Below are 16,144 nucleotides of genomic sequence, written 5' to 3'. Positions count from 1 at the left end.
TTCTCATGCGCGCTAACTCAGAAACGCTGACTGAAAACGTCACCTCTAAAGCCAACTGGCCGCTGGCACTCTGTGCAGGTTTATTGGGCATCGGGCAGAACGGTTTGCTGGTCATGCTCCCGCAGCTGGTGAACCTGACCGGGCTGTCGCTCTCGGTCTGGGCCGGGCTGTTAATGTTCGGCTCCATGCTTTTTTTACCGGCATCGCCCTGGTGGGGGCGTCAGAGCGAGCGACGCGGCTGTAAGGTCGTGATGGTGGCCTCGCTCAGCGGCTATCTTGCCAGCTTCGCCGTGATGGCCGTGGTGGTCTGGGCAATGGCGGCCGGATTGCTCCAGAGCACCTGGGGGCTGGCGGGGCTGATCTTTTCGCGCCTGCTCTACGGTTTAACCGTGTCGGGGATGGTGCCTGCCGCCCAGACCTGGGCTATTCAGCGTGCGGGGCTGGACAAACGCATGGCGGCGCTGGCCACCATCAGCTCCGGCCTGAGCTGCGGCCGTCTGCTGGGGCCACCGCTGGCAGCAATGATGCTCAGCATTAACCCGGTGGCACCGCTCTGGCTCATGGCGATTGCGCCGTTTATCGCTCTGCTGCTGGTGCTGCGAGAAGTGGCCGACCCTCCGCTGCCGCCGGTGGCGCATCAGGCGACCCGTCTGCAGGTCTCTATGCTGCCGTTCCTGCTGCTGGCGATGCTGCTGGCGGCGCTGGTGAGCCTGATGCAGCTTGGCCTCACGCCGCATCTCAGCCCCTTGCTGGAGGGCAACGCCCGTGAGATCAGCCACCATGTTGCGCTCCTGCTGAGCCTGGCCGCGCTGGCCACGCTCGCGGCGCAATTTTTGATTGTTCGCCCGCAGCACTTCAGCCCGCTGACGTTGCTCTGTATGGCGGCGGTATTGATGGTGGCAGGACTTGGGTTGATGTGTATTGCCGGGCTGGCGCTGTTTTACGTGGGAATTGCTGTCACCTCGCTCGGCGCGGCGATGGCTACACCGGGCTATCAGCTACTGTTGAACGATCGGCTGACCACGGGGAAAGGCGCGGGCGCGATCGCCACCAGCCATACGTTAGGCTACGGCATCAGCGCGCTGCTGGTGCCCGTAGTCACGCGCTTTTTCGGTGAGCAGTATTTAACGATGGCGGCAGGGGGAATGGCGGTGCTGTTTTTCGTACTGAGCATCGGGGTACGGTTAACCGGGCGCACCCCTGTCGAAAAAAATTAATGGACCTGGTGAGGGGAAGGGCCGACCGCCTCATTTTGACGCAGACGCTTAAGCGGATCCTGCTGATAAAACTGGGTAAAACGCTGCCATAGCGCCGGGAAACGCGGGGCGAAGAGTTCGGGGGCGCTGAAGAAGTACTCTGAAAGCACCGCGAAGCACTCTGCGGGGTCGGTCGCCGCGTAGGCATCAATGCTGGCGGCACTTTCGCCCACGAGATCGATCTCGTCCTGGATGTTATCCATCGCCGCATGCAGATCGTGCTCCCATCCTGCGACTTCACGCAGCGGGATCAGCGGAACACCGCTGGCGCGGTCGCCGTTGCGGGTATCCAGCTTATGCGCGACTTCATGAATGATCAGATTAAAGCCTGACGCGTCGAACGAGTCCTGAATGTCGAGCCAGTTCAGGATAATCGGCCCTTGCTGCCAGCTTTGTCCGGACTGTACCACCCGCTGGTTGTGTACCAGGCCGATGTCATCCTCCCACTCATCGTCGACGATGAAGGGCGCCGGGTAGATCAGCACTTCGTGGAAGCCGTCCAGCCACTCGATACCCAGTTCAAGCACCGGCAGGCAGAAAAGCAGGGCGATACGCGCGTTTTTCAGGGGATCCAGCTCGAACCCCTGCAGAGGAACCAGGCGTTTTTGCTGCAAAAAACGATCCGCCAGCTGAACCAGTTTTGACTGTTCGTCCGGCTGGAGATTCGCCAGAACAGGGATCGCCAGCGCGTCATCCCACGGCAGCGCCATATCCCGGCCAGCCTCATTCGTTTTCCAGGGCCACTTAATCATCGCTTTGCTCGCAAACTCGTCACTTGAACAAAAATGGGAAAGTCAGGTTCAGTTAAGATGCCAGAAAATGGCTTATTTCTACACTTCCAGCCTGAATAAACTATCATTTCGTACAGAGCAGTGGGTAGCGCTTTGCAGGCATCACCTTCATTTTGTGATGTCTGTCGTAGCCTTTATCCGCAGCCCGAGTGAATAAATCAGTCCGGTATTGAAAAGATGAGTGATTTCAAAGGTAACAAGCAGAACCTGCCCAGTCGAGCGTGTGTGCACTGCCAGCGGCCCATGACGTGGCGCAAGAAGTGGGCGAAATGCTGGGATGAGGTCAAATACTGTTCTGAGCGCTGTCGCAGGAGCCACCGTTGACCGAACTACGCCTGATTCTGGGCGATCAGCTCAATCCACATCACAGCTGGTTTGATACCTGCAGCCCGAATGTCATTTACGTGATGCTGGAACTGCGGGCAGAAACCGCGTATGTCCTTCATCATGCTCAGAAAATCATCGCTATCTTCGCGGCCATGCGCGCGTTTGCCGCTGAGTTAAAAGAGAAGGGGCATCGGGTAAGGTATGTCCGGCTCTCTGAGGGTTCAAATCGCGGCGCGCTGGAAGATAATCTCAACGCGCTTATCGCACATTACCATGCTGGCAGGGTGATGTGGCAGGAGCCCGATGAATGGCGCCTTGATGCGCAGTTGCAGGCGTGGGCGAAAACGGCGACCGTCGAGACGACCTGCGTCAGCAGCGAGCATTTTTTCTCCTCCCGAGAGCAGGTGAGCGCGTTCTTTGCATCGCGTAAAAGCTGGCGAATGGAATATTTTTATCGGGAAATGCGTCGTCAGCATGGCGTGCTGTTGACCCCGGAAGGCGAGCCCGAAGGGGGGAAATGGAATTTCGATGCTGAAAACCGCAAGCGCTGGTCCGGTGAACCGCCTGCTCCGGATGACTCTCGCATCTGCCACGATCGCTCAGCATTATGGGAAGAGATCCAACGCTGCGGCGTACGCACCTTTGGCGAACCGCAGGCCAACACTTTTCGCTGGCCAGTCGACCGTGCTGAAGCTAAAGCCCGGCTGGATGCGTTTATTTCGCACGTCCTGCCCCAGTTTGGTAACTGGCAGGATGCAATGCACACGGAAGAACCTTTTCTTTTCCACTCTTTAATTTCATTTGCGCTGAACACCAAAATGCTCAATCCCCGTGAAGTGGTTGCCGCCGCCGAGCAGGCATGGCGCTCGGGTGATGCGCCGTTGCCTGCTGTCGAAGGGTTCATCCGGCAAATTCTTGGCTGGCGGGAGTATGTGCGCGGGATCTACTGGTCGCAAATGCCGGGCTATCGGGAGCTGAATGCGTTAGAGCAGCACACCCCGCTGCCGGAGTGGTTCTGGACGGGCGAGACGCAAATGCGCTGCCTGGCGCACGCCATTGGACAGTCGCTCACTGAGGCTTACGCTCACCATATCCAGCGCCTGATGATTATCGGGAATTTTAGCCTGCTCGGTGGTCTCTCGCCGCAGGCGGTACATGAATGGTATCTGGGCGTGTATATTGATGCGTTTGAGTGGGTGGAATTGCCCAATACTCTCGGCATGAGCCAGTTTGGCGATGGCGGTTTACTGGCCAGTAAGCCTTATGTTTCAAGCGCGTCTTACATCCATAAGATGAGTAACTACTGTCAGGGATGTCGGTACCAACACAATCAACGCACCGGTGAGCTGGCGTGTCCCTTCAATGCGCTTTACTGGGATTTCTTTGTGCGTAACCAGGCACGTCTCGGTCACAACCCCCGGCTGGGCATTGTCTTTAAACAACTCGCGGATATGACGGAAGAGGAACGACACGCTATTGCTGAGCGCGCCGGACACATTCGTCTCAATCTCAACGACCTTTGAACGGCATTCCGACACCGCGCCGGTTGCGGCAGGTTAATAAGCCGTTATTATTTTGGACTTTGTAACGTATTCCCTGACAGGACCGCCAGATACTATGCCCGTGAATTTTGACCTCAACGATCTCTATGCCTTCAGAGCGTTAGTGGAATACGGTAACTTCCGTGTCGCCGCTGAATCTATCTGCCTGTCCCAGTCAGCGCTGAGCCGCAGGATTGAAAAGCTGGAAGCCGCGCTGGGGAACCGACTCTTTGACCGAACCACCCGCCGCGTCTCGCTGACGTTATACGGGCAAAACTTTGCGGAACGCTCCGCGCAGCTGCTCGATAACGTAGAGTCAATGCTGGCTGATGTCGATAAAGCCAGCGAAGAGCGGACGGGGCTGATCACGGTGGCCACGGTACCTTCCGCAGCCTGTTACTTTATGCCCGATGTGATCCGTCGCTTTCAGTCTCGCTATCCGCGCGTTCGCATTAAGCTCATCGACAGCAGCGCGGGCAACGTGATGGACGCCGTGGCCCGAAGCCAGGCGGATTTTGGTATTTGCTTCGCAGGAAACTTGTCGTCTGAAATCGAATTTTTCCCGCTGGTGGAGGATGTGTATGTTGCAGCATGCAGAAAGGATCACCCGCTGGCGCAGAAGAGCCAGCTGACGTGGCAGGCATTTTTTCAGCAGGATTACATCTCTCTCGATAAAACGTCCGGCAATCGCAACCTGCTCGATCGCCTGCTGGGGGATATCATTCCCGAGCGTCCCAGCGTCTGCGAAACGCGTCATGTCACCACGATGCTCGGTATGGTAGAGGCGGGGATCGGCATTGCTGCCGTTCCCGCCATGTCGATGCCGACGTCAGAGCACACGCTGCTGACCCATTTGCCGCTGGTGGCGCCGGAGGTGAAGCGTACCGTGGGGCTTATCCGACGCCGGGGGCGCATCCAGTCCTATATTGCGGCTGAGCTTGAAAAACAGATCACCGAGCAGTATCGCCGGACGTAACGGGGATCATCCCCGTCTCGCGGATGACTCCCCTTGAGGGCGGTGAGGCGAGATAGTTCAGCAGCGCTTTTCCCTCCGCGGGATGTTCCGCGTCACGGGTGACCGCGCCAGCGAAGCGCGTGATGTATTGCAAATTATCCGGGATTTTACCGATAAAGGTGACGCCCTGAATCGGCAGCAGCTCGCTGACCTGCTGGAACCCGACGGCGTATTTTCCTTTCGCCACTTCTGATGCGACCGGAATGCGCTCGACTTTTGTCGCTTTGCCCGTCACCTCCTTTTCAATCCCCAGCTTTTTGAACAATTCTTCACTGACATACCTGCCGCTGGCGCTGTCTGAGTAGGCGATGGAGCGAGCCTGCAGCAGGGTATTACGCAGCGTCGTCTCGCTGCTGATATCAGGGATATCCGCACCTTTTTTCACGACCATGCCGATGGGAGAGTCCGCGAGTTCAGTCCGCGTACCCGGCCGGGTCAGACGGGCCTGTTCAAGCTTCGCCAGTGCATTGCCCACCATAATCACCACGTCGGCTTTCTCTCCGCGCGCGAGCCGGTTTGGGATTGCCTGCGGCGTAGTGCCCATTGAGGGACCGGGGATGATCACAATGTTATCCCCGGTCCGGCGTTCATACTCCGGAGCCAGCTTTTCCAGGGCGGCCTTGAATCCGCCCGAAATCATGACCTTCACGTCCTCTGCGCAGGCATTGACGCTCAGGAACATTGCCATTAGCGCGATGGCGGTAGAGCGAGACGTACGTTTCATGCGGCCCCCTGTGACTTAACGATGTTTTGCAGTGATGCCGCGCGGCGACGGTAGAGGTAGAGCGTTGCCAGCAACGCGCAGACCGCCGCAAAGCTCATCCAGTATCCCGGCGAGGCTTTGTCACCCGTGTATTCAATCAGCGCGGTGGACATCACCGGGGTGAAACCGCCAAAGACGGCGGTAGCCAGGCTATAAGCCAGCGAGAACCCCGCCACGCGGACTTCAGCAGGCATGATTTCCGTCAGCGCCGGGATCATCGCGCCGTTATACAGGCCGTAGAGGAAAGAGAGCCACAGCAGGACGCTCAGCATCATGGAGAAGCTGGGGGCCGCCGCCAGCATCGTCAGTGCCGGGTAGCTGGTGGCGAGCGCCAGCAGCGTCATGACAACCAGCACCGGTTTACGACCGAAGCGGTCCGAGAGGGCTCCACCTATCGGCAGCCAGATGAAGTTAGAGACGGCCACCAGCAGCGTGACCAGCAGGCTGTCCGACGCGCTCAGCATCAGCACTTTTTTGCCGAAGGTTGGCGCGTAAACGGTGATCAGGTAGAACGCGGTGGTGGTCATCGCTACCATCAACATACCTGCGACCACCACCTGCCAGTTTGTCAGCAGCGTTTTGAAAACCTGGCGCATCGCCAGATGATGGCGCCGTGCGTTGAACGCTTCGGTCTCCTCCAGCTTACGACGCAGGAAAAAGATGAACGGCACGATTAAACAGCCAAACAGGAACGGGATGCGCCAGCCCCACTCGCGAATGGCGCTCTCCTCCATCAGGGCATTCAGGGCAAAGCCCATCGCCGCGGCGACCATAATGGCAACCTGCTGGCTGCCGGACTGCCAGCTGGTGTAAAAACCTTTGCGGCCCGGCGTGGCGATTTCTGCCAGATAGACCGAGACGCCGCCAAGCTCCGCACCGGCGGAAAAGCCCTGCAGCAAACGGCCCGTCAGCACCAGCAGCGGTGCCCACAGCCCAATGCTCTGATACGACGGAATAAGCACAATCAGGAATGTTCCGGCAGCCATGATCGACAAGGTGACAATCAGCCCTTTACGACGACCCACTTTATCGATGTAAGCGCCGAGCACAATAGCGCCGATCGGACGCATCAAAAAGCCCGCGCCAAAGACGGCAAAGGTCATCATCAGCGAGGCAAATTCACTGCTCGCCGGGAAGAACGTATGCGCGATGTAGGTGGCATAAAAGCCGAACAGAAAGAAGTCGAATTGCTCAAGAAAGTTGCCCGAGGTGACGCGAAAAATCGCGCCCGCTTTCGCACGGACCGTTGCAGGTGAGGTTGAGGAAACCATGATTATCTCCAGTTTTTATCGTGACGTTATGCTCGTCTGTTTTTGAAAACTGGATCAGGAAACGGAAATTAATAAGCGCAAAGAGTGAATGAACTGATGCGCGTTGTGCATCAATGACAGGATGTTGACCAGGATTTACATACCTAACAATAACTTAACAATCTTGTGATTTTTTATTCACGCTAATTCGCTAAGTTGCTGATATCGCTGTTTTGTGACATCGCGCAGAGGAGACGCCAGGCAGCGCCTGGCTCTAAAAATCAGCGTAGCGCGTTCGCGATTGCGCTAAACATTAACGATGCTTCCAGCGGCTGAGCGCTGAAGGACGGTTCCGCCTGCGGCCAGGTGGACCACTGGACGATAACCAGGTTCTCTTTCTGATTCACCATAATCATCTGTCCAAAGATCCCCAGCGCCCAGAGCGACCCTTTAAGTGAGTTGTCGACCTTTGGCGCGACGTGGGTGGCATTAACCGGCACTTCGTTGTTCCACCACTGATAGCCATACAACCCGTTCGGATGCGCGGCGGACACCGAACCTTTTGCCTGCGTCCAGTCTGAGGACTGTTTTACCCAGCCTTCGGGCAGGATCTGCTTCCCGCCGGGCAATGTGCCGTTATGAAGGATGAACTGACCGAAGCGGCCCCAGTCTTCCAGCGTGGCGTTAAAGCCGTGGGCGCCGACATCATGCTGGCCTTTGCTGTAGGCATGCCACACGCCGTCGCTGGCCATGCCGTAGGGTTGCCAGATACTTTTCTCCAGATACGCCGCGAGCGTCATGCCGGTTGCGCGTTCAAGCACGTCACCCAGCAGCCACGCGCCGCCCGAGGAATAGGACCAGTTTTCGCCCGCAGGGTGCACGCGGTGTAACCCTTTTACTAATGTCCGCACGCAGTCATAGGTGCCCGGTTTGGCTTCGCACTCTGTCAGCTTTGCGAAATCGGATCCCGGATTCGTGTAGTCCTCATTCCACGCCACGCCGGAGGTGTGGGTAATAAGCTGTCTCAGCGTCACACCGTCCCAGGCGGTGCCTTTCAAATCAGGTTCATATTGGGTAATAAGATCGTCGAGGGAGTGGATTTTTCCCTCTTTAATCGCTACCCCAACCAGCGCAGAGACCACCGATTTACCGACAGAGCGTGAGGTCCAGAGCGTGCTGTCGGTATTCCCTTCACCCAGATACTTATAGGCAACGTGGCCGTTTTTTAATACCAGCATGCCGCTGACGTTCTGGCGTTTCAGGTAATCATGAAGATCGTAGGTCTTGCCATTCACCTGATAGCGGGCATCGGTCAGCGGTTTTTCTGCGGCCAGCAACGGCGAGGCGTTGCCGTGATGGAACACGTCGCCCGCATAGTTGCGGTAGTCATTGCGGAAACCCACGACGCGGTCGGCCTGGCTCCAGGTGAGCATCGTATGTGCGTCCGGCAGTTTTGTATCAAAAGGGGCAGGACAGGTGTCGAGAACGGTACCGTTGCAGGCAGCCATGGCGGCAGGAGAGAGCAGGCTGCTGACAATCAGCGCCGCGAGCAGAGTGCGGTTTGTTTTGTTTTTCATGTTTTTCTCGTATGGCTCAGGAAGGACTTCAGTTTACGAACCCGCGGCCTATAATAAAAAACGCGTTATGGGGGAAAATCCCCCGAAAAGGAACTGTGGAGGATCGCGTGGCGTCATTGATCTATTCGTTTGCCCAGCTTGAGGCGTTCACCGCCGTGGCTGAACATGGCAGTCTGGTGAAGGCGGCCACTAAACTGGGTAAAGACCGCACGACCCTGCGCGATCTGATTGATTTTCTGGAAGATGGTCTGGGTTACGCGTTGTTCCTGCGCGAGGGGCGAACCCTGCGTTTAACGCTGGAGGGGGAGCAGTTACAGCGGCAGGCGCATCTGTTGATGCGTCAGGTAAAAGCCTTTGAGGCGTTCGCCAGAGCCGTTCCGCAAAGCGCGACGCAGGATATTGCGCTCGTCTACGATCCGTTCACCCCGCGCGTTTTTTTGCAGGCGCTGATAGCAAAAATGGCGAGCCAGAATATTCGGCTGAGCCTGACCAGCACCTCGCGTGATGAAGCGGAAGCGATGCTCGCCAGCGGTGAGGCCGATATTGGGATCTGTCAGGCACGTAATCGCAGCGTAGGCAATGAGATGGAATGGCGGGCGTTAGGGTCCATTGAGATGGATTTTTACGCCTCGAAAGCGCTGTTCCGGGATAACGCCTCTCCGGTTTCGCTACTCGATCTCTCTCTGGTGCCGCAGGTCATTATGCATGCGGCGTCTGACGAGCCGGTCGCGCGCCGTCTGCAAATCTCCGGACATACCCTTTTTACCAACGAACTTGAGATGCTGCGCGGTCTGCTGGAAAAGGGGTGCGGCTGGGGATTTTTGCCGACGCATCTTCATGCGGCGCAGTGGAAGGATGTAAAAAGGCTGCCCACCGAGGTGGGCAGCCAGGGAATAGCTCAGACGATGGTGACCATCTGGAAACCGGGTAGCGACAAGCGCGGGCTTATCAACGAAACGCTGTCGCTGTTACCGGCGTTGTGGAAGGCCTCAGCGCTGTGAGCAGCCTTTGCACTGTTGATTCTGGATCTGCTGGAAGAAATCGTTGCCTTTGTCATCCACCAGGATAAACGCCGGGAAATTTTCCACTTCAATTTTCCAGATGGCTTCCATACCCAGTTCAGGATACGCCACGCACTCCAGGCTCTTAATGCTGTTTTGCGCCAGCACCGCCGCCGGACCGCCAATGCTGCCGAGGTAGAAGCCGCCGTGCTTATGGCAGGCGTCGGTTACCTGCTGGCTGCGGTTGCCCTTCGCCAGCATGATCATGCTCGCACCGTGGGATTGCAGTAAGTCTACGTACGAGTCCATACGTCCCGCGGTGGTCGGGCCGAGTGAGCCAGAGGCATAACCTTCCGGCGTTTTTGCCGGACCTGCGTAGTAAATCGGATGATCTTTAACGTACTGCGGCAGTTCCTCGCCGTTATCCAGCAGCTCTTTCAGCTTCGCATGGGCAATATCGCGCGCCACGATGATGGTCCCGTTCAGCGACAGACGGGTAGAGACCGGGTGCGCGGAGAGCTGGGCCAGGATCTCGTTCATTGGCTTGTTCAGGTTGATGCTCACCACGTCGCCTTCACCCTGCTGACGCATTGATTCAGGAATATACTGGCCCGGGTTGTGTTCCAGTTTTTCAATCCAGATCCCGTCGCGGTTGATTTTCGCTTTGATGTTGCGGTCTGCGGAGCAGGAAACCCCCATGCCGATCGGGCAGGACGCGCCGTGGCGCGGCAGGCGAATCACGCGGATGTCGTGGGCAAAATATTTACCGCCAAACTGTGCGCCCAGGCCGAGGTTCTGCGCTTCCTCGAGCAGTTCCTGTTCCAGCTTAACGTCGCGGAACGCCTGGCCATGTTCGTTACCTTCGGTTGGCAGCGCGTCATAGTAGCGGGTAGAGGCCAGCTTCACGGTTTTCAGCGTGGCTTCTGCGGAGGTACCGCCGATCACAAACGCGATATGGTAAGGCGGGCAGGCGGCGGTGCCGAGCGTGCGCATCTTCTCAACGAGATAGTTTTTCAGCTTCGCCGGGACGATCAGCGCTTTGGTTTCCTGATAGAGATAGGTTTTATTCGCGGAACCGCCGCCTTTTGCCATGCACAGGAATTTGTACTCATCACCGTCCACGCTGTAGAGGTCAATCTGCGCGGGCAGGTTGGTGCCGGTATTCACCTCTTTATACATATCCAGCGCGGCGTTCTGGGAATAACGCAGGTTGTCTTCAATGTAGGTGTTATACACGCCCTGGCTCAGGGCGGCTTCGTCACCGCCGCCGGTCCAGACGCGCTGGCCTTTCTTGCCCATGATGATCGCGGTGCCGGTATCCTGACAGGTCGGCAGGACGCCTTTGGCGGCAATTTCAGAGTTGCGCAGGAACTGCAGGGCGACGTACTTATCGTTCTGGCTGGCTTCCGGGTCGTTAAGAATGGCGGCAACCTGTTTCTGATGAGAAGGACGCAGCATAAAGGCGGCATCGTGGAAGGCCTGCTGCGCCAGCAGCGTCAGGGCTTGCGGCTCGACTTTCAGGATTTCCTGCCCCTCGAACTCGGCAACGGAAACGTGCTCTTTGGTGAGCAGATAATATTCTGTGTCGTCATGGGAAAGAGGGAAGGGGTTCTGGTAGATAAACGGTTTGTTTGACATAGCTTGCTCCACAAAAATAAAACCGCCGGAGGAAGACCCCGGCGGTCAGAAATCAGAACATCATCGACATCCACGGATAACCAATCAGCAGCAGGGCCGCCAGGAAGATGGCACCGAAGATAGTGCCCAGGCGCCAGTAGTCTTTGGTTGGCAGGTAGCCGCTACCGTAGTAAATCGGGCTTGGGCCGGTACCGTATGGGGTGATGATCCCCATTACACCCAGCGAGGTCACCATCAGCAGGACGAACACTTCCATATTCATGCCCGGAATGGTGGAGGCGATGGTCAGCATCGCGGGCAGCAGCGCGGTGGTGTGTGCGGTGGTGCTGGCAAACAGGTAGTGCAGCAGGTAGAACGCCAGCAGCAGGACGATAGTCGCCACGCCCGGAGAGATACCGCTCATCAGCAGACCGCCTTCTTTACCTAACCAGCTGATAAAGCCGGTAGAGGAGAGGCCATCCGCCAGCGCCACCAGGGTGGCGAACCAGACGAAGGTGTTCCACGCGGCTTTGTTACCAGTGATATCGTTCCACTCCAGCACACCGGTCCACAGCATCAGACCGACAATTAACAGGGCAGCCATGGCAGGTTCAATCCACGCGGCGGCGAAGATCCACATCAGCAACGCACAGCACACGAAGACCAGCAGCAGGATCTCATTGCGCGACAGTTTGCCAAGTTTTTCCAGCTCGCGGGTCGCCCACAGCGGTACTTCGTTATTCACTTTCACTTCAGGCGGGTAGAACCAGTAGGCCAGCAGCGGCATGGTCAGAATCAACAGGATGCCCAGCGGCAGGAACGCGAGGAACCAGGTGCCCCAGGAGATATCAATCCCAACGGTGCTTTTCACCAGCGCCAGCGCCAGCAGGTTCGGCGCCAGAGCGGAGAGGAACATAGAACTGGTGATACAGGCCGCGGTGATAGCCACCCACATCAGATAAGAACCAATTTTGCGCGCGCTTGGGTCGTTGGGTTTTGAGCCGTACAGCGGCGGCAGGTTAGCGATAATCGGGTAGATGGTCCCGCCGCTGCGCGCCGTGTTGGACGGGGTAAACGGTGCCAGCAGCAGGTCTGCAAAGGTAATAGCATACCCGAGCGTCAGGCTGCGACGGCCGAGATATTTTACCAGAATCAGCGCCAGACGGCGGCCGAAGCGGGTTTTGTCATAGCCTGCGGCAAACATAAAGGCACCGAAAATCAACCAGACCGTGGAGTTACCGAACCCGCTCACCGCCCATTTGAAGGAGGCGCCTGCCAGCTTGAATTTTGGATCTGCCAGCTGGTCCGGGCTGAAGAGCACCCACTGGCTACACAGCGCAATGGCGACCACGCCGGTCAGGCCAATCACCGCGCCAGGCAGTGGTTCGAAGATCAACCCGACGATCACGCCAACGAAGATAGCGAAGTAGTGCCACGCGTAAGGCGGTAAACCTTCCGGTACCGGAACAAACAGCAGCAGTACGGCGACGATGACGGGCAACGCCATCATCAGCAGTCGTTTCGCTTTTCCATTTGATGCCTGGTTCGCCACTGGGGGCGTTACAGCAGTTTTTGTATTCATAGTTTCACGTCTTAAGTTGTCAAAAATTCGGTGGTGCAGAAAAAACCAAATGCGTTTTTTTAAGTTTCTTTGCTTTTTTTAGTTATTAAAGGTGCGGTTTGGTTTTTTCATTAATAACGATTCAACGCCTTTCTGTGTGCGTTAAATTAAAAATTGATGATGTTTTTATATTGCGCTTTTGGATGCTGCAACTATTGATCGGGATCAAAAAAACAGAAGTGCAGCGTTATTTTCGTGCTTTTATTAATAACCACTCTGGCGTATGGGGTTATTATTTATTTTTATCGTTTTCTTTATCATTCTTGTAACAATTCCAAATCTGGTATTCTTTTTATTGTTTGATTTTATTGAATTTTTTATGGTTAAAGGAAATTGGTATGACCAATATTTATTTAACGTATTTTAAATTATTGTAAACGGGTAAATTATTATCACTAACACCATTGTGTTATTTCTGTTATCTCAGGGATTAAATAGTTTTTTAACTAACGTAATGGCTTTGGAAACTAAAAAAATCATTATATTAGTATCATGACATCGGCAAATAACAACCAATTTAAAAATTAAACCCGATAACGAATTCTTAATTTTAAAAGTTTGGAGTTTCTATTATGAGCACTAACGAACGCATTCTTAGCCCCTTCACATTACCGAATGGCACTGAACTGAAAAACCGTTTGTTAATGGCCCCGATGACCACCTGTACCGGCTACTATGACGGTACTGTCACCAGTGAGCTGGTGGAGTACTACCGGGCTCGCTCCGGCAGCATCGGTACCATCATCGTGGAGTGCTGCTTCGTTGACGATCTCGGTCTCGCCTTCCCGGGCGCCATCGGTATTGATAACGACGAGAAAATTGCCGGGCTGGCGAAAATCGCAGAGGCGATTAAATCCAAAGGTTCGAAAGCGCTGCTGCAGATCTACCACGGCGGCCGTATGGTTGACCCAAAACTGATTGGTGGCCGTACCCCGGTTGGCCCAAGCGCGGTGGCCGCACCGCGTGACGGTGCCGCAACGCCGGTTGCACTGACCGCCGAAGAAGTAGAAGGAATGATCGGCAAGTTTGGGGAAGCTGTGCGTCGCGCCATTCAGGCCGGTTTCGACGGAGTGGAAATCCACGGGGCCAACACCTACCTGATTCAGCAGTTCTACTCACCGAACTCTAACCAGCGCGATGACGAGTGGGGCGGCAGCCGCGACAACCGCGCGAAGTTCCCGCTGGCAGTGCTGGACATTACGCACAAAATGGTGCGCCAGTACGCGGATGATGCCTTCATCATTGGTTACCGCTTCTCCCCTGAAGAGCTGGAAGTCCCGGGCATCCGTTTTGAAGACACCATGTACCTGCTGGAGAAACTGGCCGCGCGCGGCGTGGATTACCTGCACTTCTCCGTCGGTGCAACCCTGCGTCCTTCGATTGTCGACACCCAGGACCCGACCCCGCTCATCGAAAAATACTGCGCGATGCGTTCAGAAACGCTGGCGCAGGTTCCGGTCATGGGCGTGGGCGGCGTGGTGAATGCTTCAGACGTGAATGACGCGCTGGACCACGGTTACGACCTGATTGCCGTTGGCCGCGCCACCATCGCTTATCCGGACTGGACAGACCGCATCGCGGCTGGCGAAAGCCTTGAGCTGTTTATGGACAGCACCAAACGCGAGGAGCTGAGCATCCCGGAACCGCTGTGGCGCTTCTCGCTGGTGGAAGCGATGATCCGCGACATGAGCATGGGCGAGTCTAAATTCAAACCGGGCACCTTCGTCGAGAAAGTGCAGGACGACGCTAACGAGCTGGTGATTAACGTCAGCCTGGAAACCGACCGCATTGCGGACATCGCGCTGGCCTCCGGCCCAAGCGAAGACGTTGAGTTTGTGACCAGCTTCGAAGAGATCCGTACCCGCATTCTGGATGCCAACACCCCGCACGTAGATGCCATCACCGGCGCAACCAGCCAGAGTGAAGCGGTGAAAAAAGCGGTTTCTAAAGCGATGCTGAAATCCAGTAAAGCGCTGGCGGCAGAGGAGGGCGTTGACCCGAACGAAACCCGCAGCGTTGACGTGGTTGTCGTGGGCAGCGGCGGTGCCGGTCTGGCGGCGGCGATTCAGGCGCACGACGAAGGCGCAAGCGTGCTGATTGTCGAGAAAATGCCAACCATCGGCGGTAACACCATCAAAGCTTCTGCCGGGATGAACGCCGCTGAAACTCGCTTCCAGCGCGTGAAGGGTATTCAGGACAGTAAAGAGCTGTTCTACCAGGAAAGCCTGAAAGGCGGCGGTAACAAGAACAACCCGGAACTGCTGCGTCGCTTTGTCGAGAACGCACCGGAAGCAATTGAGTGGCTGGCAACCCGCGGCATTATGCTCAACGACATCACCACCACCGGCGGGATGAGCATCGACCGTACTCACCGTCCAAAAGACGGTTCTGCAGTAGGCGGCTATCTGATCAGCGGTCTGGTGCGTAACGTCAACAAACGCAACATCGAGGTGATGCTGGATACCTCCGTCAGTGACATTATTTTCGAAAACGGCGAAGTGACCGGCGTGCGCCTGACGACCGAAGAGAATGAAACCGTCATCGTGGCAACCAAAAGCGTGATTGTGGCGACCGGCGGCTTCAGCGCCAACAGCCAGATGGTGGTGAAATACCGTCCGGATCTGGAAGGATTCGTCACCACCAACCATAAAGGGGCCACCGGCGGCGGTATCGCACTGCTGGAGCGCATCGGGGCGGGCACCGTGGATATGGGCGAAATTCAGATTCACCCCACCGTGGAGCAGAAAACCTCGTACCTGATTTCCGAATCCATCCGCGGCGGCGGGGCGATTCTGGTCAATCAGAAAGGGGAGCGCTTCTACAACGAAATGTCGACCCGCGACAAAGTCTCCGCGCAGATCATCGCGCTGCCAGAGAAATACGCTTACATCGTCTTTGATGAACACGTACGCGCCAAAAACAAAGCTGCGGATGAGTACATCGCCAAAGGGTTCGTGACCAGCGCCAGCTCACCAAAAGCCCTGGCCGAAGCGCTGGGCATGGATCATCACGCCTTCCTGGCAACGCTGGAACGCTACAACGGCTTTGTCGAGAAACAGCACGACGATGATTTTGGCCGTACCACCGCGCTGCGTGCGCCAATCAATGAAGGGCCGTTCTACGCCATTCAGATTGCGCCGGGCGTGCACCACACCATGGGCGGTGTGACCATCAACACTGAAACCTGCGTGCTGGACAGCAACCACAACGTGCTGCCAGGGGCATTTGCTGCGGGTGAAGTGGTCGGCGGGATCCACGGCGGTAACCGTATCGGCGGTAACGCGGTGGCAGACATCATTATTTTTGGTACCCTTGCCGGACATCAGGCGGCGATGCGCGCAAAAATGGCATAAAGCACCTGTGTTGTAGGCCGGATAAACGCAAC

At 56.4% G+C, this 16,144-nt stretch carries 12 protein-coding genes; 6 read left to right on the top strand and 6 right to left on the bottom strand.

Going from position 1 to position 16,144, the window contains the following annotated elements; genetic code table 11:
• Window positions 1-5: 5 nt before the first annotated feature.
• On the top strand, window positions 6-1,217 hold the full coding sequence (locus ABFI50_RS01185) for an MFS transporter (protein WP_047625740.1): 1,212 nt from the start codon (window positions 6-8) through the stop codon (window positions 1,215-1,217).
• Here the strand turns inward: ABFI50_RS01185 and mtfA are convergent.
• Window positions 1,214-2,008, bottom strand: coding sequence for a DgsA anti-repressor MtfA (gene mtfA / locus ABFI50_RS01180; protein WP_014884426.1), 795 nt, complete (start codon window positions 2,006-2,008; stop codon window positions 1,214-1,216). The genes ABFI50_RS01185 and mtfA overlap by 4 nt on opposite strands.
• A gap of 216 nt (window positions 2,009-2,224) precedes the next feature.
• Between mtfA and ABFI50_RS01175 the strand changes: the two genes are divergently transcribed.
• The 3 genes from ABFI50_RS01175 to ABFI50_RS01165 all read left to right on the top strand — a co-directional run bounded on the left by ABFI50_RS01175 (window position 2,225) and on the right by ABFI50_RS01165 (window position 4,891).
• The gene (locus ABFI50_RS01175) at window positions 2,225-2,371 is read left to right on the top strand and encodes a DUF2256 domain-containing protein (RefSeq protein WP_014884425.1); all 147 of its coding nucleotides are present in this window, start codon (window positions 2,225-2,227) and stop codon (window positions 2,369-2,371) included.
• Window positions 2,368-3,897 (top strand): cryptochrome/photolyase family protein, encoded by a 1,530-nt coding sequence (locus ABFI50_RS01170; protein WP_196347381.1) that lies wholly within the window; start codon window positions 2,368-2,370, stop codon window positions 3,895-3,897. Before ABFI50_RS01175 ends, ABFI50_RS01170 begins: the two co-directional genes overlap by 4 nt.
• Window positions 3,898-3,991: 94 nt before the next feature.
• Window positions 3,992-4,891 (top strand): LysR family transcriptional regulator, encoded by a 900-nt coding sequence (locus ABFI50_RS01165; RefSeq protein ID WP_088126589.1) that lies wholly within the window; start codon window positions 3,992-3,994, stop codon window positions 4,889-4,891.
• On the opposite strand, the gene ABFI50_RS01160 is transcribed toward ABFI50_RS01165, so the two are convergent.
• The 3 genes from ABFI50_RS01160 to ABFI50_RS01150 all read right to left on the bottom strand — a co-directional run bounded on the left by ABFI50_RS01160 (window position 4,866) and on the right by ABFI50_RS01150 (window position 8,520).
• Complete coding sequence (locus tag ABFI50_RS01160) at window positions 4,866-5,654, bottom strand: substrate-binding domain-containing protein (RefSeq protein WP_088126590.1); 789 nt, start codon at window positions 5,652-5,654, stop codon at window positions 4,866-4,868. The genes ABFI50_RS01165 and ABFI50_RS01160 overlap by 26 nt on opposite strands.
• Window positions 5,651-6,964 (bottom strand): MFS transporter, encoded by a 1,314-nt coding sequence (locus tag ABFI50_RS01155; RefSeq protein WP_333187049.1) that lies wholly within the window; start codon window positions 6,962-6,964, stop codon window positions 5,651-5,653. The genes ABFI50_RS01160 and ABFI50_RS01155 overlap by 4 nt, the downstream gene beginning before the upstream one ends.
• 260 nt (window positions 6,965-7,224) lie before the next feature.
• Window positions 7,225-8,520, bottom strand: coding sequence for a serine hydrolase (locus ABFI50_RS01150; protein ID WP_032636106.1), 1,296 nt, complete (start codon window positions 8,518-8,520; stop codon window positions 7,225-7,227).
• A 95-nt stretch (window positions 8,521-8,615) separates the two neighbouring features.
• Between ABFI50_RS01150 and ABFI50_RS01145 the strand changes: the two genes are divergently transcribed.
• Window positions 8,616-9,521 (top strand): LysR family transcriptional regulator, encoded by a 906-nt coding sequence (locus ABFI50_RS01145; RefSeq protein WP_347485166.1) that lies wholly within the window; start codon window positions 8,616-8,618, stop codon window positions 9,519-9,521.
• On the opposite strand, the gene fumA is transcribed toward ABFI50_RS01145, so the two are convergent.
• Window positions 9,510-11,159 carry a class I fumarate hydratase FumA gene (gene fumA / locus ABFI50_RS01140; protein ID WP_088126594.1) on the bottom strand — a complete coding sequence of 550 codons (1,650 nt, stop codon included), beginning with the start codon at window positions 11,157-11,159 and terminating at the stop codon, window positions 9,510-9,512. The two genes, ABFI50_RS01145 and fumA, sit on opposite strands and share 12 nt — an antisense overlap.
• 52 nt (window positions 11,160-11,211) lie before the next feature.
• A complete protein-coding gene (locus tag ABFI50_RS01135; RefSeq protein WP_014884418.1) occupies window positions 11,212-12,720 on the bottom strand; it encodes an anion permease in 1,509 nt (502 codons plus the stop codon).
• 611 nt (window positions 12,721-13,331) lie between these two features.
• On the opposite strand from ABFI50_RS01135, the gene ABFI50_RS01130 reads away from it, so the two are divergent.
• Complete coding sequence (locus tag ABFI50_RS01130) at window positions 13,332-16,112, top strand: flavocytochrome c (RefSeq protein WP_045269262.1); 2,781 nt, start codon at window positions 13,332-13,334, stop codon at window positions 16,110-16,112.
• Window positions 16,113-16,144 lie beyond the last annotated feature (32 nt).

The organism is Enterobacter sp. HNDS-6, assembly GCF_039850505.1.
Taxonomy (GTDB): Bacteria; Pseudomonadota; Gammaproteobacteria; order Enterobacterales; family Enterobacteriaceae; genus Enterobacter; species Enterobacter kobei.
This window is presented reverse-complemented; position numbering and strand designations above follow the sequence as displayed.